This window comes from Streptomyces sp. NPDC102258, assembly GCF_055584685.1.
Map to the genome: position 1 here is coordinate 42,925 of NZ_JBVJLO010000014.1, position 15,008 is coordinate 57,932.

Annotated in this window: 21 protein-coding genes; 9 read left to right on the forward strand and 12 right to left on the reverse strand. The window is 71.1% G+C overall.

Annotation, left to right across the window (positions count from 1 at the left end):
* Window positions 1-6: 6 nt before the first annotated feature.
* The 3 genes from ACZ6ZT_RS22840 to ACZ6ZT_RS22850 all read left to right on the forward strand — a co-directional run bounded on the left by ACZ6ZT_RS22840 (window position 7) and on the right by ACZ6ZT_RS22850 (window position 2,649).
* Window positions 7-360 carry a DUF192 domain-containing protein gene (locus ACZ6ZT_RS22840; protein ID WP_469721639.1) on the forward strand — a complete coding sequence of 118 codons (354 nt, stop codon included), beginning with the start codon at window positions 7-9 and terminating at the stop codon, window positions 358-360.
* A 99-nt stretch (window positions 361-459) separates the two neighbouring features.
* Window positions 460-1,077 carry an SMI1/KNR4 family protein gene (locus ACZ6ZT_RS22845; RefSeq protein WP_469721640.1) on the forward strand — a complete coding sequence of 206 codons (618 nt, stop codon included), beginning with the start codon at window positions 460-462 and terminating at the stop codon, window positions 1,075-1,077.
* Between the two features lie 288 nt (window positions 1,078-1,365).
* On the forward strand, window positions 1,366-2,649 hold the full coding sequence (locus ACZ6ZT_RS22850) for an extracellular solute-binding protein (protein WP_469721641.1): 1,284 nt from the start codon (window positions 1,366-1,368) through the stop codon (window positions 2,647-2,649).
* 164 nt (window positions 2,650-2,813) lie between these two features.
* On the opposite strand, the gene ACZ6ZT_RS22855 is transcribed toward ACZ6ZT_RS22850, so the two are convergent.
* Window positions 2,814-3,443 (reverse strand): hypothetical protein, encoded by a 630-nt coding sequence (locus tag ACZ6ZT_RS22855; RefSeq protein WP_469721642.1) that lies wholly within the window; start codon window positions 3,441-3,443, stop codon window positions 2,814-2,816.
* Between the two features lie 184 nt (window positions 3,444-3,627).
* On the opposite strand from ACZ6ZT_RS22855, the gene ACZ6ZT_RS22860 reads away from it, so the two are divergent.
* Window positions 3,628-3,897 carry a hypothetical protein gene (locus ACZ6ZT_RS22860; RefSeq protein WP_469721644.1) on the forward strand — a complete coding sequence of 90 codons (270 nt, stop codon included), beginning with the start codon at window positions 3,628-3,630 and terminating at the stop codon, window positions 3,895-3,897.
* The gene (locus ACZ6ZT_RS22865; protein ID WP_469721645.1) at window positions 3,852-4,169 is read left to right on the forward strand and encodes a serine hydrolase; all 318 of its coding nucleotides are present in this window, start codon (window positions 3,852-3,854) and stop codon (window positions 4,167-4,169) included. The genes ACZ6ZT_RS22860 and ACZ6ZT_RS22865 overlap by 46 nt, the downstream gene beginning before the upstream one ends.
* Before the next feature lie 107 nt (window positions 4,170-4,276).
* On the opposite strand, the gene ACZ6ZT_RS22870 is transcribed toward ACZ6ZT_RS22865, so the two are convergent.
* From ACZ6ZT_RS22870 to ACZ6ZT_RS22880, 3 genes are all read right to left on the reverse strand, one after another.
* A complete protein-coding gene (locus tag ACZ6ZT_RS22870; protein ID WP_469721646.1) occupies window positions 4,277-4,600 on the reverse strand; it encodes a nuclear transport factor 2 family protein in 324 nt (107 codons plus the stop codon).
* 163 nt (window positions 4,601-4,763) lie between these two features.
* Window positions 4,764-5,597: a polysaccharide deacetylase family protein gene (locus ACZ6ZT_RS22875; protein ID WP_469721647.1), complete on the reverse strand. Its 834-nt coding sequence runs from the start codon at window positions 5,595-5,597 to the stop codon at window positions 4,764-4,766.
* A 289-nt stretch (window positions 5,598-5,886) separates the two neighbouring features.
* Window positions 5,887-7,467, reverse strand: a complete 1,581-nt coding sequence (locus ACZ6ZT_RS22880) for an MDR family MFS transporter (RefSeq protein WP_469721648.1) — start codon at window positions 7,465-7,467, stop codon at window positions 5,887-5,889.
* A gap of 132 nt (window positions 7,468-7,599) precedes the next feature.
* On the opposite strand from ACZ6ZT_RS22880, the gene ACZ6ZT_RS22885 reads away from it, so the two are divergent.
* Entirely contained in the window at window positions 7,600-8,190 is a 591-nt protein-coding gene (locus ACZ6ZT_RS22885) for a TetR/AcrR family transcriptional regulator (RefSeq protein ID WP_469721649.1), read from the forward strand.
* Between the two features lie 15 nt (window positions 8,191-8,205).
* On the opposite strand, the gene ACZ6ZT_RS22890 is transcribed toward ACZ6ZT_RS22885, so the two are convergent.
* A complete protein-coding gene (locus tag ACZ6ZT_RS22890; RefSeq protein ID WP_469721650.1) occupies window positions 8,206-8,706 on the reverse strand; it encodes an ATP-binding protein in 501 nt (166 codons plus the stop codon).
* A 219-nt stretch (window positions 8,707-8,925) separates the two neighbouring features.
* Between ACZ6ZT_RS22890 and ACZ6ZT_RS22895 the strand changes: the two genes are divergently transcribed.
* The gene (locus tag ACZ6ZT_RS22895; RefSeq protein ID WP_469721651.1) at window positions 8,926-9,774 is read left to right on the forward strand and encodes a helix-turn-helix domain-containing protein; all 849 of its coding nucleotides are present in this window, start codon (window positions 8,926-8,928) and stop codon (window positions 9,772-9,774) included.
* Between the two features lie 11 nt (window positions 9,775-9,785).
* A complete protein-coding gene (locus ACZ6ZT_RS22900) occupies window positions 9,786-9,983 on the forward strand; it encodes a hypothetical protein (RefSeq protein ID WP_469721653.1) in 198 nt (65 codons plus the stop codon).
* Window positions 9,984-10,000: 17 nt separating this feature from the next.
* On the opposite strand, the gene ACZ6ZT_RS22905 is transcribed toward ACZ6ZT_RS22900, so the two are convergent.
* Window positions 10,001-10,423, reverse strand: a complete 423-nt coding sequence (locus tag ACZ6ZT_RS22905; protein WP_469721654.1) for a nuclear transport factor 2 family protein — start codon at window positions 10,421-10,423, stop codon at window positions 10,001-10,003.
* Window positions 10,424-10,524: 101 nt separating this feature from the next.
* Here ACZ6ZT_RS22905 and ACZ6ZT_RS22910 point away from each other — a divergent pair, with 101 nt between their 5' ends.
* Complete coding sequence (locus ACZ6ZT_RS22910) at window positions 10,525-11,067, forward strand: TetR/AcrR family transcriptional regulator (protein WP_469721656.1); 543 nt, start codon at window positions 10,525-10,527, stop codon at window positions 11,065-11,067.
* Here ACZ6ZT_RS22910 and ACZ6ZT_RS22915 read toward each other — a convergent pair.
* The 6 genes from ACZ6ZT_RS22915 to ACZ6ZT_RS22940 all read right to left on the reverse strand — a co-directional run bounded on the left by ACZ6ZT_RS22915 (window position 11,064) and on the right by ACZ6ZT_RS22940 (window position 15,002).
* Window positions 11,064-11,705 carry an OmpA family protein gene (locus ACZ6ZT_RS22915; RefSeq protein WP_469721657.1) on the reverse strand — a complete coding sequence of 214 codons (642 nt, stop codon included), beginning with the start codon at window positions 11,703-11,705 and terminating at the stop codon, window positions 11,064-11,066. The two genes, ACZ6ZT_RS22910 and ACZ6ZT_RS22915, sit on opposite strands and share 4 nt — an antisense overlap.
* A gap of 4 nt (window positions 11,706-11,709) precedes the next feature.
* Complete coding sequence (locus ACZ6ZT_RS22920) at window positions 11,710-12,297, reverse strand: hypothetical protein (RefSeq protein ID WP_469721658.1); 588 nt, start codon at window positions 12,295-12,297, stop codon at window positions 11,710-11,712.
* A gap of 30 nt (window positions 12,298-12,327) precedes the next feature.
* Window positions 12,328-12,954 carry a pilus assembly protein TadG-related protein gene (locus ACZ6ZT_RS22925; protein WP_469721659.1) on the reverse strand — a complete coding sequence of 209 codons (627 nt, stop codon included), beginning with the start codon at window positions 12,952-12,954 and terminating at the stop codon, window positions 12,328-12,330.
* Entirely contained in the window at window positions 12,951-13,199 is a 249-nt protein-coding gene (locus tag ACZ6ZT_RS22930) for a hypothetical protein (RefSeq protein WP_469721660.1), read from the reverse strand. Before ACZ6ZT_RS22930 ends, ACZ6ZT_RS22925 begins: the two co-directional genes overlap by 4 nt.
* A gap of 110 nt (window positions 13,200-13,309) precedes the next feature.
* A complete protein-coding gene (locus tag ACZ6ZT_RS22935) occupies window positions 13,310-13,993 on the reverse strand; it encodes a response regulator (protein ID WP_469721661.1) in 684 nt (227 codons plus the stop codon).
* 100 nt (window positions 13,994-14,093) lie between these two features.
* A complete protein-coding gene (locus ACZ6ZT_RS22940; RefSeq protein ID WP_469721662.1) occupies window positions 14,094-15,002 on the reverse strand; it encodes a DUF5936 domain-containing protein in 909 nt (302 codons plus the stop codon).
* Window positions 15,003-15,008: the final 6 nt, after the last annotated feature.

A 15,008-nucleotide genomic window follows, 5' to 3' on the forward strand; every position in this document is an offset into this window, starting at 1 on the left:
GCCGCCATGACGCGGTGGCAGGACGGGCACGGGATCCTCGGGGTCGGCGCGCTGGCGGTGCCGCTGGAGGTCGCCGCCTCCTACCGGGCCCGTACGCGCGGCCTCCTCGGGCGGGACGGCATCGAGGGGGCGCTGCTGCTGACCCCTGCGGCGAGCGTGCACACCTTCCGGATGCGCTTCCCGATCGACGTGGCCTACCTGGACCGGGGGCTGCGGGTGCGCGCCGTGGTGACGATGCCCCCGGGCCGGCTGGGGCTGCCCCGCCCGCTGTCCCGGCACGTCCTGGAGGCGGAGGCGGGCGCGATGGCCGGCTGGGGGCTGCGCCCGGGGATCCGCGTCGAGGTCCGGGCCGGGCCGTAGCGGGGGCCGCCGTCCGCAGAGCGTCTCGGCTCCGCCTAGGTACCGGAGCGCGCGGGCGGTAGGTTGGGGCGGTTGAGCTGGGGCGCGCAGGGGAGCGGCATGACGGAGAACGCGCGGGTCAAGGCGCTGGAGCAGATCATGCCGGCGACGCACGGCGCCGACGAGGACATCGACTGGCAGGCGGCCGAGGCCGTCTGGGGCACCCGCTTCCCGGCCGACTTCGTGGCGTTCATGGGGCGCTTCGGCGCCGGGTCCATCAACGGCGAGGCCAGCATCCTGCTGCCGCTGCCGAAGCCCGGGCTCCAGTGGGACCCGGCGGAGATGGCCGAGGAGACGGCCAATGCCCGCCAGGTGTGGGAGGCCGAGGGCGGCCGGGCCGCCTTCGACGTGGACCCGGAGGCCATCGTCGCCTGGGGCGTCACCGGCGGCTCCGACATCCTGTGCTGGCTCACCACCGACCCGGACCCCGACCGCTGGCCCGTCCTGGTCGTCGGGCGGCACACCGCCGACTCCTTCGCGGTGTACCCGTACGGCATGGCCGAATTCCTGCTGCTGCTGTGCTCCGACGAGTTCGACGTGAGCCCGGTCGGCATCACCTTCTGGGACGGCGGCCACCTCAGCTTCGTGCACTGGCGCAAGGCCCAGCGCCGCTGGCAGGAGGGCCGCAACCCCGAGACGGGCGAGCCCGACCCCTACGCGGGCGAGTTCGCCGACTGAAAAACCCTGCGGGACTCCCCCGGAACGCGCACGTCCCGTCAGCCCGTTTCCTGCCCGGAAACGGGTTTTCCGGCATGTCTACGCGCGTCCGGCACACGGACCGCATATCGGAAAACACCAGTCCGAAAAGCCGCACTTGGAGCATTGAACACACCTTCCACCCCCATGCCGTCAAACCCGTCCCGGTCAGGAGAGAATTCCGGCCAACGGGCCCACGGTGGGACACCCCGGCCCGGAGCAACCCATAAGTAATATCCGGTCTCAAAAGAAAATCAGGGGTATCCACCCGTGCGACGAAGAATGTTCGGCGCGGCCGCCGCGGCTGCCGCGTTCGGCCTGCTGATACCACTGTCCGGCTGCGGCAGTTCCGGGGCGGCGTCGGCCGACAGCGGCACGCTGCGCCTGGTCGCGGCCGAATACGGGGACAGTGCGGGCAACAGCTCCAAGGCTTTCTGGGACAAGGTGACGAAGGATTTCACCGCCGCCCATCCCGGCATCAAGGTCGAGGTCCAGCTGCTCCCGTGGGCCGACATCGACCGTGAGGTCTCCCGCATGGTGAAGGACGGCAAAGCGCCCGACATGGCCCTCATGGGCTCCTACTCCGACTTCGCGGCACGGGGCGAGTTGTATTCCGCGGACGAGCTGCTCACCATCACCGCCGAGTCGAACTTCCTCCAGCCCCTCGCGGAGGCCGGTTCCGTCGGCAACACGTTGTACGGGCTGCCCTTCGTGGCCAGCAGCCGCCTCCTCTTCTACAACGAGAACCTCCTCAAGCAGGCCGGCGTCGGCGCCCCGAAGACCTGGTCCGACCTGAAGACCGCCGCCAAAGCCCTCAAGGACAAGGGCGTCAAGTACCCCTACGCCCTGCCGCTGGGCCCGGAGGAGGCGCACGCGGAGGCGCTGATCTGGGAGCTCAGCAACGGCGGCGGCTACGCCGACAGCAGCGGCAACTACGCCCTGGCCTCCGACCAGAACATCGCGACCTTCCGCTGGCTCAAGGACCAGCTGGTCGCCCCCGGCCTGACGGGCCCGACACCGCCCTCGCGGTTCAACCGCGCGGACGCCTTCGCCGCCTTCCTGCGCGGCGAGGTCGGCATGCTCAACGGCTACCCCTCGCTCGCCCACGAGGCGCGCGCCAAGGGCATACCGGTCGGCACCGTGTCGATGCCGGTCTCCGACGACCTCGGCGCGGGCGACGTGCCGCCGACCGTGGGCGTCGCCGACTGGATGATGGCCTTCAGGCAGAACGGCAAGCGCGCCGAGATCGGCACGTTCCTCGACTTCGTCTACTCGGACAAGAACCTGTCGGACTTCGCGAGCCGCTACCACCTGCTGCCCGCGACGGTCTCGGCCACCCGCTCCCCGTCGGGCGGCGGCATCGACCGGAACGACGAGCTGTTCCTGACGGCCTTGCGCGGCGCCCAGCTCTACCCCGTCAACGACCCGTCGTGGGTGACGGTCAGCGACACCATCAAGCGCGGCATCGGCCGGGCGGTGGAGCCGGGCGGCGACCCGAAGGCCGTCCTGGAGGACATCGCCGAGAAGGCCGGCGCCGCCAAGAAAAAGCACTGAAGGCCCTCCCGTTCCGGGACCTTCACCTCCCTGCCGCGCCCCATCCCGTACGGCAGAATGACCGTGACGGCCTCGATCCGAGGCCCCGGCCCGGTCGCCCGCCGAGCACCCACAAGGTGCCCGCCGGCGACAGGCCTCCCTCCCCCCTCCCTGACCTCCCCCGGCTAGCCCTGCTTGCCGTGGTCGGAGGAGAACGCCGTCCGGTACTCCTCGCAGCTGGAGTCCCAGCGCAGCGAGCCCGTCAGCGTCCCGTAACCGGTCCGGGTGAGCGACCACTCCACCGTGTAAGCACCGGTGTCACACGCGATCCGCTTGCCGCCCGCGACCTTCTGGCGTCCCGTCGCCGGCTGCCCGGACAGCTCCTCGCGCACCTCCCCCGCCTTGGCCCCCCTGCGGTCGCGCAGCACCGCGTGCACGACGATCGGGTGCTGCCCGTCCTTGGTGGTCAGGGCCTTCTTCACCAGCGTCGAGTCGGAGACCGCCCAGGCGAACTCGTACGAGGGCTCCCACGCCAGCGTCTTCGGATCGGGAGCCTGCCGCTCCCACTCGGGGGCACCCTGCGGACCGGGCCGGGTCACCGTCTTGTACTGGATGCCCGGGTGGAAGCGGAGCTGCCCCTGCACCTTGTGCATGTCGTCCTTGGTCCACATCGACTTCATGGCCTTCTCGTCCCCGGACGGGTCCTGGAGGTACGCCGTGCCCTGGGCGGCGGTGGCGGCCGTCTGTCCGAGGGCCGGGGCGAGGGCCGCGGCGGCGAGGCCGAGGGCGAGCGTGAGGGTACGGGTGCGGTTCATGCCCGGCCCAACGGGCCCCCACGGCGCACCGGAACGACGTCGCGCGCGCGTTCACCCGTACGGGAGGCACCCGGCGCGCCCAGGTGACGAACGCGCGGAGGGGCAGGAATACGGCTCCCGCACGGCGGGTTCGTTCTCCACGAAGCAGAGCACGACCGACGGATATGACGACGGGGGACATGACATGGGCGGCATGGACGTGCGGGTGAACGGCACCGTGGCGGCGGGCTGGGAGACGGTCCGGGACGAGTTCGAGGCCTTCGTGGCCGCCGAACCCAACCCGCCGGAGGCCCAGCTGGCGGTACGTCACCACGGCCGGACGGTGGTCGACCTGTGGGGCGGCGAGGACACCGAAGGGGACACGCTGAGCTGGCGCAGGACGGGCTGCTGGAGCTGGACCGCCCGGTGGTGGAGTACTGGCCCCGGTTCACGGGCCACGGCAAGGAGCGGCTGACGGTGCGGCAGCTGGTCGCCCACGGCTCCGGCCTCGTCAACGTGCCGGAGGGCTTCTCCTACGAGGAGATCGCGGACGACGCCCTCATCGCGGCGCGGCTGGCGCAGGCGGAGCCCTGGGCCAGCCGCACGCGGTCGGTCCGGAGGCGTTCGGGCACTGCGGGGCGGCGGGCGCGCTGGGCTTCGCGGACCCGGTCACGGGGATCGCGTACGGCTATACCCGCCGCCGCTTCGGCTTCCCGGGCGGCACGGCCCCGGAGAACGGCCGCCTGACGGCGGCGGTGCTGAAGGTCGCGCGGGGGCTGTAGCGGGGCTCCGGCCCGGCCGGGTCGACGGCTCGGCCCGGCCGGGTCGGTGCGCGGGCCGGGCCGGGGGGCGGCTCAGGCCTGGCCGGTTTCGAAGCGGCTGACGTGGCCGTCGGGGGTGACGTCGAAGCGCCAGGCGGTGCGCATCTCGCCCCAAGTGTCGTTGCGGTAGTCGACGACCAGGGAGCGGCCCCCGTCGGCCTCGGAGGCGACCGCCATGTGGCCGCCGGAGGAGAAGATCTCCCGGTCGGCCCACTGGGCGACGTCGCGGTCGGAGCCGTCGTCGGACATGGTCGCGCCGGGAGCCAGGACCGCCTGGAAGGCGGCCTGGTCCCCGGCGTTGACGGCGGTGACGAAGGCGCGGACGGCTGGGTCGGCGAGCTGGGCCGGGTCGATCACGGGGGCTCCTCGGGAGGCGTGCGTACGGTGCTGCGTGCGCGACCAGCGAACACCGGGGGCCGGGCCGCGGCAACCGGCCTTCACCCGTTCGCCCGCACCGGACCGCACCGGACCGCCCCGGACTCCACCCCCGCACCGGCCCCGCCGGTCGGCGGACGGGTCGTCAGGGGGCCGTGCGGACCGGGAAGCCGGTCGGGCGGCCCTGGTCCTTCAGCCAGGACAGCACCTGGTCGAGGGCGGCGACGGTCTGGGTGCGGTCGCCGCCCCCGTCGTGGAAGAGCACCGTCGGGCCGTTGCCGATCTCGCGCTTGACGGCGGCGACGATGGCGGCGGTGCCCGGCTTGGTGAAGTCCTTGGTGTCGACGTTCCAGCCGAGCGGGCGCATGCCGTGGGCGGCGGCGACCCGGCGGCTGTCCGGGGTGAACGCTCCGCCGGGCGCCCGGTAGTACGCGACCTTCGCGCCCCCGCCCGCCGCCTCCTCTATCTGCCGTTGCGCGTCGAGTATCTGCGCCTCCTGGTACGCGACGGGCTTCTTGTCCATGGCCGTGTCGTGGGCGGCGGTGTGGTCGCAGAGCCGGTGTCCGGCCGCGACGACCTGCTTGACCAGGTCGGGGTGGGCGGCGGCCTGCGGGCCGATCATGCAGAAGGTGGCCTTCACGTCGTGCCGGGCCAGGACGCCGAGGACCCTGGGGGTCCAGCGGGGGTCGGGGCCGTCGTCGATGGTGATGTCGACGGCGGTCCCGCCGGCCTCGGAGGCGTGGGCGATGGTGTCGGGCAGTCCCGCCGGAGCGGCGCCGGGCTTCCCGTCGTCGCCCTTGGTGTCGCTCCCGGTGCCGCCCTCCCCCTCCGCCCCGAGGGCCGCGTTCTCCTGCCCGGGGCCGCGGCCGTCGTCCGCCGCCACCAGGGCCGTCGCCCCCCAGAGCGTCGCCGCGACCGCCACGGCCGAGGCGCCGACCGCCAACCGGCCCCGCAGGCTCTGCTTCTGCGTACGCGTCATGTGTCCACTCCCCATCCCGTTGTGCGGCCCTCTGACGGACAGGACGCCTTCGGGCCGGGTGAAGTTCCGCTGAATTGCCCCGCATGCGCCGGGCATGAAGGATTAAGGACTTTGGTCCCTAATGGCCCCGCGTACCCCATGCGCGGTGCCTCATCCCCCTCGGCTCCCCCACCCCGCACGCACCTCGGGGGTGCGGACACACGAGAAGGGCCCGGCCGGGGATCTCTCCCCGGGCCGGGCCCTTCCGCTGTCCCCGTACGACTTCCTACGACCTCGTACGGTACGGAACTCAGTGCGCGAGCGAGTCCGCCACCGCCGGGGCGGCCTTGGCGCCCTCGCCGCCGGCCGGGGCCGGTCCGGCGCCCCGCAGCGGGACCTCCTTGACGAACCAGGCGAGTACGAAGCCCAGGACGGCGATGGACGCGCCGAGCAGGAACGCCGAGTGCGTACCGGCGGCCACCGCGTGCTGGTAGGCGTCGCGGACGGCCTCGGGCAGCTTCTCCAGGCTCGCCGCGTCCAGCTGGGCGGAACCGGCGGCCTTGGCGGCCTGCGGACCGAGCCGGTCCGACATGGTGTCCGTCACCTGGGAGGTGAACAGCGAACCCATCAGGGCCACGCCGAAGGAACCGCCGAGGGTCCGGAAGAGGGTGGCCGAGGAGGAGGCGACGCCCATGTCCCGCATCTCGACGCTGTTCTGCGCGACGAGCATGGTGATCTGCATCAGGAAGCCGAGACCGGCGCCGAGGACGGCCATGTAGAGGCCGGAGACCAGGCGGGTGGTGCCGGTGTCCATGGAGGCGAGCAGGAAGAGTCCGATGACCATCAGCGCGCCGCCGAGGATCGGGAACATCTTGTACTTGCCGGTGCTGGTGGTGATGCGGCCCGCGATGAGCGAGACGACCATCATCGAGAGCAGCATCGGCAGGAGCAGCAGACCCGAGTTGGTGGCGGAGGCGCCCTGCACCGACTGCTGGAAGAGCGGCAGGTAGAGCACGCCGCCGAACATCGCGAAGCCGACGAGGAAGCCGATCACGGACATCAGGGTGAAGTTGCGGCTGCGGAAGATGTGCAGCGGCATGACCGGCTCGGCGGCCTTGGTCTCCACGTAGAGGAAGGCGGCGAGGGAGACCACGCCGAGGACGATCAGGCCGATGACCTCGCCGGAGCCCCAGGCGTACTCGGTGCCGCCCCAGGTGGTGACGAGGACGGTCGAGATGATCGCGACGGTGAGCAGGGCGGCGCCCAGGTAGTCGATCTTCCCCTGTGCCTTCTTCTTGGGCAGGTGCAGCACCGCGGTGACCATCGCGAGGGCGACGGCGCCGAGCGGGAGGTTGATGTAGAAGGCCCAGCGCCAGCCGAGGTGGTCGGTGATGGTGCCGCCGACGAGCGGGCCGCCGATCATGGCGAGGGCCATCACGCCGGCCATCATGCCCTGGTACTTGCCGCGCTCGCGGGGCGGGATCAGGTCGCCGATGATCGCCATGACGCCGACCATCAGACCGCCGGCGCCCAGGCCCTGGATCGCGCGGAAGCCGATGAGCTGGCCCATGTCCTGGGCCATGCCGCTGAGGACGGAGCCGATGAGGAAGATGACGATCGAGGTGAGGAACGAGCCCTTGCGCCCGTACATGTCACCGATCTTGCCCCAGATCGGGGTGGAGGCCGCGGTCGCCAGCGTGTAGGCGGTGACCACCCAGGACAGGTGCTCCAGACCACCGAGCTCGCCGACGATGGTGGGCATCGCGGTGCCGATGATCATGTTGTCGAGCATGGCCAGCAGCATGGCGATCATGAGGGCCATGAGGACGACGCGCACGCTGCGCGGCTTCACCTCCCCCGACGTCCTGTCCTGCTTGACTGTGTCGCTCATGTCCACTCCCCTGGCACCGGCCATTCATCTTCATCCGGCCGGGCACTTACTTGCCGCCCGGCTAGTTCACTACACTGGGGAAGGTAGCCCTGCCACTAGCCGGGCGTCAAGTAAGTTCTTGTGGGGAGAGTCATGTCCAGCAACTCCAGCGGCAGCGGCCCGCAGGCCAAGCGCGGAAACACGCGCCAGCGCATTCAGGAGGTCGCGCTGGAGCTCTTCGCCGAGCAGGGATACGAGAAGACGTCGCTGCGTGAGATCGCGGAACGGCTGGACGTCACGAAGGCGGCGCTCTACTACCACTTCAAGACCAAGGAAGACATCATCATCAGCGTCTTCGAGGACTCGACGCGGCCGATCGACGAGCTGATCGAGTGGGCGCAGGGGCAGCCCCGGACGCTGGACACCAAGCGCGAGGTGCTGCGCCGCTACAGCGAGGCGATGGCGGGCGGCGCCCAGCTGTACCGCTTCATGCAGGAGAACCAGGCGACGATGCGGGAGCTCAGCATCGGCGAGACCGTCAAGAAGCGGCTCTTCACCCTGGTGGAACTCCTGCGTACGGAGGAGGGGCCGCTCGCGGACCAGGTGCGGTGCGTGAGCGCGCTGTTCACGCTGCACGCGGGGATGATGTTCCTCCAGCACGTCGAGGGCAACCCGGAGGAGACCCGGCAGGCCGCCCTGGAGGTCGCCACCGACCTCATCACCCGGGCCCACCAGACGGCGTAAGCGTCAGGGGCGCCGTCACCCCCGGCCCGGGAGGTATCGGAGGGCTCCGGCGTGGGGCAGGTGCGCCCAGGTCCGCGTCCCGCCCCCGGGCTCCCGCGACTCCGCGAAGCCCCACGATCCGACGCAGTCCCGCACCACGGCCGCCATCACCCGCAGCCCCGACCGCCGCCGGGCCTCACAGTGGGCCGCCAGCCGGGGGTGGGAGTGCGCGGCATGGCCGTCGTAGACGCTGATCCGCAGCGCGTCGTCGCGGTAGCGCAGGCAGAGGTAGAGACTCCGCCCGGGCTCCAGGTGCCAGGTTGCGGCGACGAGTTCCCCGACCAGCTGGACGGCGGCGGGCCAGAGGGGGTCGAGCCGGTAGGCGTGCAGCACGGACCGTACGGCGCCGCGCGCGATCTGCGCGCTGTACGGGGCCCCGGGCACGGTGAGGCTGCACGCGAGCGCGTCGTACGGCGGCGGCTCGGCCGGACCGGTGGCGACCCGGGGCGGCGGGCAGGAGGAATGGGGGACGGGCATGACGGGCTCCCTGAAGTCGGCACGGATAGCGACGACTTACGCGGTCCGGGGAGCGTGGCTCGTCGCCGAGGCCGAGGCATGCTGCGGCGATGCACTTCAACTCCGTTGCGTAAGCGGTTCGTTCTCCAACTTAGGGGCGCCGGGCCAAATTTGGCCCGCGTCGCGGACGAATTCACCCGTCCGTGGTCATGCGGGCCGCGACAGGCCAGACTGCTGGCCATGACCGCGAGGACCACACCGACGGAACGCCAGAAGAGACTGGGCTACGAACTGCGCCGAATGCGCACGTCGGCCGGGGTCTCGGCCGAATACGCCGCCGGACTCCTGGGCGTGGACCGGGGCGCCATCTCGGCGATGGAGTCGGGCACCCGCGCCATTTCCAGCGAGCGACTGCGCACCCTGGCCTGCAACTGTTCGGTCACCGACGAGAAGCACATCGCGGGCCTCATGGAGCTGGCCGCCGCGCGCCGGGGCTGGTGGGACCGCTACCGCGGCCAGCTTCCGCAGGGATTCCTGGACATCGCGGAGCTGGAGGCGTACAGCACGCGCATGCGCGGTGCGTTCTCGGTCCACATGCCGGGGCTGCTCCAGACCTCCGACCACGCGCTCGCCGTGTTCCGCATGGTCATCCCCGCTCTGCCGGAAGACGAGGTCGCCCTGCGCCTGGCCTTCCGGGCCGCTCGCCAGCAGGTCCTGGACGGCCCGGGCGCGGGAGAGTTCGTGGCCATCGTGCATGAGGCGGCCCTGCACATGCAGTTCGGCGGACCCGCGGTCCTTCGCGCCCAGCTCGAACACCTGCTGGACCGGTCGCAGCAGGAGAACGTGACCGTGCGGGTTCTGCCGTTCGACGGCGGCGGCTTCCCGGGGGCCGGTCAGACCGTGCTCTACGCGGAGGGCCCGACCAGGCAGCTCGACACCGTACAGGTGGACAACTCGCACGGCCCTGACTTCCTGTACGCGGAAGGGCAACTGGAAAAATACCGGGCCCACTTCGAGCTGCTGGAGAAAATGGCCCTGTCCCCCGGGGAATCCAGGGGATTCATCCACACCATCGCAAGCCAGCTGTGAGGGAGGGCACCATGCCGGACGTGACCTGGGAAGAGCCGTTCTGCGGTGAAGGAAACTCCTGCTACCGGATCGGGATGGACGGGGACGGCAACAGCTACATCGCCCTCGCGGGAGCAGAGGCGGCCCACCTCACCGACTCGGCGGAATCGCTGCGTCAGCTGATCCGCGACATCAAGGCCGGCAAGGCCGACCACCTCCTGGAGGGCTGAGGCACCCGCGGCCGGGGTCAGGTGAGCCGGCGCTCCCCGGGGGTGATCGGCACGTCGTTGATGCTGGCCTCACGGCGCCGCATCAGGCCGGCCGCGTCGAACTCCCACTGTTCGTTGCCGTGGCTGCGCCACCACTGGCCGGCGGCGTCGTGCCACTCGTACTCGAAGCGTACGGAGATGCGGTTGCCGGTGTACGCCCAGAGTTCCTTGCGGAGCCGGTAGTCCAGCTCGCGGCGCCACTTTTCGGCGAGGAAGGCGCGGATCTCGGCGCGGCCGGTGAGGAACTGGTCGCGGTTGCGCCAGACGGAATCCTCCGTGTACGCGAGGGCGACCCGGTCGGGGTCGCGGCTGTTCCAGGCGTCCTCGGCCGCCCGCACCTTGGCGCGGGCGGACTCCTCGGTGAAGGGGGGCAGGGGCGGGCGGAGTTCGGTGGCGGGCATGCGCGTCCCATCGTCGGGGTCGGCGGGTGCAGAGAACGGTCGTTCTCCACCCTAGAGAACGACCGTTCTCACGGCAAGGCCGCCTGGGTTACGCTGCTTGCGTGGACGACGAAGAGGCCCGGACCCGGCTCCTGGACGCGGCGGAGGAGCTGTTCTACGCGCACGGCATCCAGGCCGTCGGCATGGATGCCGTGCGCGCGGCCTCGGGCGTACCGCTGAAGCGGCTGTACCGGATCTTCCCGGCGAAGGAGGCCCTCGTCACCGCCTACCTGGAGCGGCGCGACGAACGCTGGACGGCCGGCCTGCGGGAGGCCGTGGCCGGGGCTCCGGACGACCCGGTCGCGGCGGTCTTCGACTGGCTCGCGCGCTGGTTCTCGGAGCCGGACTTCCGGGGCTGCGCCTTCATGAACGCGTACGGGGAGCTGGGCGGCGGCGGGCCCGCCGCGGTGCTGGACGCCGTACGCCGCCACAAGGCGGAGCTGCGCTCCCTGCTGGCGGGGCTGACCCCCGGCGCCCCGGCCCACGCCGACCAGCTGCTGATCCTGGTCGAGGGCGCGACGGCGGTGGCCGCCCTCTCCCCCGGCCCGGAGCCCGCCCTCAGAGCCGGTGCGGCGGCCCGGGCCCTGCTGGCGGCGGCGCGCTAGCCTCCGGCGGCGCCGCGGGGGAAGGTGATCTCGACGCGCCGGTTCTTCTTGCGGCCTTCCTCGGTGCTGTTGTCGGCGATCGGGTAGTCCTCGCTGTAGCCCCGGACGTCGTAGGTGACGCCGGGGGCGGTCACGGTCTTGGACAACTCCGCCTGCACGGCGTCGGCGCGCTGCTTGGAGAGCTCCTTGCCGTGCTCGTAGCTGCCCTGGTCGTCGGTGAAGCCGAACACCCGGATGCGGGTGGCCTTCTGGGTGTTGATCTCCTGCGCGATGGCCTGGATGCGGGCGGCGGCCTGGGCGTTGAAGACGGCACTGTTCTCGGGGAACAGCACCTCGGACTGCAGCGCCATCATGACCGTCTGGTTGGTCTCCTGCCGCCGCTGCTCGCCTCCGAGGTCCTCGACGACCTCGGCGATGTCGAGCACCTTGGCGGGGGCGAGGGTTCCGCCCTGCGGGATCTTCAGGCCGGGCGACGCGGAGTCGATGGGTACGGGGGCGGGGGCCGACGCCTCGGTGCCGGGGGGCACGGAGGGTGGGGGGTCATCGGCGTACGCGCTGGCCGCGCCGAGGAAGCCGACGCCGGTGACCACGAGCCCGACGACGGCCGTGGCGGCGATGGTGCGGTGGCGTTTCGTCATGGCGTCACCCGGTGATCTTCAGAGTGGCCGAAGCAAAGGTCGGGAAGTTGAACTCGACCTCGCCGGTGGTGGCAGGAGGGGCGGGGAACTGGGCGAAGAAGGGGACCGACTGGCCGGCTTCGATGATGACCACGCCCGTGGTGCACAGGCACCTTCCCTCTGTGTCCCTGAGGACGTAGTACCGCTTCTTGGCCGCCTTGTCGATCAACGTGACGCCCGCGACCGAGACACCACTGGCTTTGAGCTCGTTGCCGCGCCAGGGAGCCGTGTTCCCGAAAGCCTTGTCACTGGTGTTCTTGATCTGCCCGCTCACCGTCACGAAACCACCGCCGTCCCGGGCAGCGGAGTTGACGGTCAGCACGACGCCGCCTTCGCCGTTCAGCGTGGCCAGCACGGGAGGCGGAGCAGTGGGCTGGCTGCTGCTGCCACCGGCGGGCGGCACGGACGCGGCATTCGAGCTCTTCCCGGGCGGAGGGCTCTGGGGCGCCTTCGCCTGCCCTTCGTCCCCGCATCCGGCCAAGGTGAGGACCAAAGCCGCCGCAACCGCAGCGGCCGCTCCCCCGCGGACCGTCACCATGTGCCGAACGCTCATGTAAGAAGCTTCCTTGTCTCTCGTACTCAGTCAGCCGACCAGTCGCACGTCGAACAGGCTTCGCGCCAGCGTGCGCCAGGTATCCGGTTTCAGAGGGTCGAACCTGACGGTCGCCCCTCCCTTGCATGTGATGACGACCGGACCGGGCGACGGGGTACCGGTCGGGGCGGGCGTCGGTGTGGCAATGGGCGCAGGAGCGGAGCCGAGTTCACAGCGGGGCTGGATCTCTGCCACCGCTCTGGCCCTGCCTTGCATGGCGTTGGTCCCTGGAACCATCGATTCTCCGACCGTGCCGTCCGTCGTCACGTTGACCGTGAAGCGCAGGAGAGATCCCGTACAGGTGCCCTCCGACTTGTTCAGACGTGCGAAGTCCTCCGCCGCCCCACACGCCCTCACCGTGTCGAAGGAGTCGCCTTCCAGGATGCGCTTCCACTCTTCGGGCTTGAGCGTCGCCAGGTCCAGACCCGGCACCAGATGGTCCCGGGCCTCCCGCGCCGCCGCCAGGGCCGCCGCGTCCGCCGCCCCCTGTGCATCACTACGCACGATGGAAGCCTGACCGAAAGCGAAGAAGACGAGTGCGGCGAACAGCAAGGCGACCACGGCGACGATGTAGAGCGGAAAGACCTGGCCTCGATCGGCCGGCATTCCTGCGGTCATGAACCGGCAGTGAGGTTCCCGATCGCCGTCGTGATGCGGCCCACGATCGCCGTGCCGATCCCCGTACCCACCATTGCGCCGATGATCACCACAATGACCAGGATGATGCCCAGGTACTCGAAGGCCGTCTGGCCTCGGTCGGGGTGGGCGTAGCGTTGGCGGAGGCGCGTTGTGGTCGTGTTCGTCCAGTCGGTCAGGCGGAGTTTCGCTGCGATGGACGCCTTCAGCAGCCTGTTGTGCGACATGGGGGTTCCCTCCCGGGCAGGTGCCGCTGTTGATTTGCGGACGGTACGCCGCGTCACCGGTCGTCACCAAGGGTCTCGGGGCCCAAATACGGACCCATTGCGCACCGTGTCTACCCATGGCCGGTCACCCCTGGACGGGCGGTTCCCAGCCAGCGGGCTATCGCCTCGCTGCGGGTGGTGCTGTGGAGCTTGGCGAAGATCCGGTTGATGTGGTTCTTGACCGTCTTCTCGCTGATGAAGCAGGCGCCGGCGATCTGCTGGTTGTTCATGCCGGACGCGATCAGGTCCATGATCTCCACCTCCCTCGAACTCAGGCCGAACAGCGTTGAGTTGGGCGCCCTCTCCAAAGACTGTGCCATAGAACGTTGCTGTTGCGAAGAGGAACGCAGCTCCGCGAGGAGGGCGTTGGCCGCCGTCGGGGAGAAGTGGGCGCGGCCGGCGGGGGTGTCGCGGACCGCGCGGAGGAGGTCGTCCGGGGTGAACTCGCCGTGCACCAGGTAGCCCCCCGCGCCCAGCAGCAGGGCCTCGCGGACGGTGCCGGCCTCGCCGCAGTACGTCAGCATCAGGACCGGCGCCAGGGCCACCAGGTGCGGCAGGGCCGAGATGCCGTCGACGCCGGGCATGCGGACGTCCAGCAGGATCACGTCCGGGGTGTGGAGCCGGGTCAGGTGGAGGGCCTCGCGGCCGTCGCGGGCCTCCGCTACCACCGTGAGGTCGGCCGTCGTGGAGAGCAGGCTGCGCAGCCCCGCCCGTACGACCGGATTGCCGTCGGCGATCAGGACGCGGACCGGCATCACGCACCCCCGAGCGGCAGCGTCGGGCCGACCCGGGTGCCGGGGTGGCCCGGGCGGGGTCCGAGGAGCGCGCCCGCCCGCTCCGTGGGGGAGGGCGGGGTCATGGACCGCCACCCCCCAGCAGCGCGCCGAAGTCGACGTCCGCCCCGTAGACGAAGCCGCAGACGAGCAGGATCAGCGTGCCCGGCAGCATGAACATGGTCACCGCGAACGTCGCCTTCGGGACCGCCCGGGCCGCGCGGCGGCGGGCGTTCTGGGCGTCGGTGCGCCGCATGTCCTCGGCAATGGCGATCAGGGTCTCCACGATCGGCGAGCCCAGCTCCTCCCCCTGCTGGAGGGCGGTGACGAACTGGGCGACCTGCTCGGAGTCGTTGCGCCGGCGCAGCTCGTCGAAGGCCTGGCGGCGGCTGACGCCCATGTCCATCTGCTGGAGGGTGATGCGGATCTCGTCCGACCAGGGGCCCTGGTACTTGTCGGCCACCCGCTCCAGCGCCTGCCGGAAGCCGAGCCCGGCGCTCACCACCACCGCCAGCACGTCGAGGAAGTCGGGGAGCGTGCGCTCGATGTGGTCCCGGCGGACCCGGATCGCCGACCACAGGCCGAACTCGATCCAGAACAGCCCGAAGGCGACCATCAGCAGGGCGAAGACGAGCCGGCCGTTCATCAGCATCGCCAGCGCGCCCAGCCCGCCCAGGAACCCGTACACCGCGCGCCGGGCGGCGTACCGGTCGATGGTCAGACCGGCCGGGTTGCCCGCCATGTCGATCTGGCGGCGCTTGCGGGCCACCCGCTTGGGGCCCATCAGCCGCAGCACCAGCGGCGCCCAGCGGATGCCGAGCCGGTCCACGACCGAGCCGACGGCGGTGGTGCGGGTCGCGCCGACCTCCAGGGCCAGGGCGAGGTCGGTGGGGAGGGGGACGTCGGCGCGGTAGAGGCGGATGCCGTACAGGGCGCCGAAGACGGACAGGGCCACGGCCAGCGCGAGGAGGAAGGGTACGTACGCGGTCATCTCGTC

Coding starts and splice junctions, on each gene's coding strand:
- ACZ6ZT_RS22895 (WP_469721651.1), top strand. CDS start 8,926: ATGACCGCGAGGACCACACCGACGGAACGCCAGAAGAGACTGGGCTAC.
- ACZ6ZT_RS22920 (WP_469721658.1), bottom strand. CDS start 12,297: ATGAGCGTTCGGCACATGGTGACGGTCCGCGGGGGAGCGGCCGCTGCG.
- ACZ6ZT_RS22915 (WP_469721657.1), bottom strand. CDS start 11,705: ATGACGAAACGCCACCGCACCATCGCCGCCACGGCCGTCGTCGGGCTC.
- ACZ6ZT_RS22840 (WP_469721639.1), top strand. CDS start 7: ATGACGCGGTGGCAGGACGGGCACGGGATCCTCGGGGTCGGCGCGCTG.
- ACZ6ZT_RS22905 (WP_469721654.1), bottom strand. CDS start 10,423: ATGCCCGCCACCGAACTCCGCCCGCCCCTGCCCCCCTTCACCGAGGAG.
- ACZ6ZT_RS22925 (WP_469721659.1), bottom strand. CDS start 12,954: ATGACCGCAGGAATGCCGGCCGATCGAGGCCAGGTCTTTCCGCTCTAC.
- ACZ6ZT_RS22860 (WP_469721644.1), top strand. CDS start 3,628: ATGGGCGGCATGGACGTGCGGGTGAACGGCACCGTGGCGGCGGGCTGG.
- ACZ6ZT_RS22875 (WP_469721647.1), bottom strand. CDS start 5,597: ATGACGCGTACGCAGAAGCAGAGCCTGCGGGGCCGGTTGGCGGTCGGC.
- ACZ6ZT_RS22930 (WP_469721660.1), bottom strand. CDS start 13,199: ATGTCGCACAACAGGCTGCTGAAGGCGTCCATCGCAGCGAAACTCCGC.
- ACZ6ZT_RS22855 (WP_469721642.1), bottom strand. CDS start 3,443: ATGAACCGCACCCGTACCCTCACGCTCGCCCTCGGCCTCGCCGCCGCG.
- ACZ6ZT_RS22880 (WP_469721648.1), bottom strand. CDS start 7,467: ATGAGCGACACAGTCAAGCAGGACAGGACGTCGGGGGAGGTGAAGCCG.
- ACZ6ZT_RS22900 (WP_469721653.1), top strand. CDS start 9,786: ATGCCGGACGTGACCTGGGAAGAGCCGTTCTGCGGTGAAGGAAACTCC.
- ACZ6ZT_RS22845 (WP_469721640.1), top strand. CDS start 460: ATGACGGAGAACGCGCGGGTCAAGGCGCTGGAGCAGATCATGCCGGCG.
- ACZ6ZT_RS22935 (WP_469721661.1), bottom strand. CDS start 13,993: ATGCCGGTCCGCGTCCTGATCGCCGACGGCAATCCGGTCGTACGGGCG.
- ACZ6ZT_RS22940 (WP_469721662.1), bottom strand. CDS start 15,002: ATGACCGCGTACGTACCCTTCCTCCTCGCGCTGGCCGTGGCCCTGTCC.
- ACZ6ZT_RS22890 (WP_469721650.1), bottom strand. CDS start 8,706: ATGCCCGTCCCCCATTCCTCCTGCCCGCCGCCCCGGGTCGCCACCGGT.
- ACZ6ZT_RS22885 (WP_469721649.1), top strand. CDS start 7,600: ATGTCCAGCAACTCCAGCGGCAGCGGCCCGCAGGCCAAGCGCGGAAAC.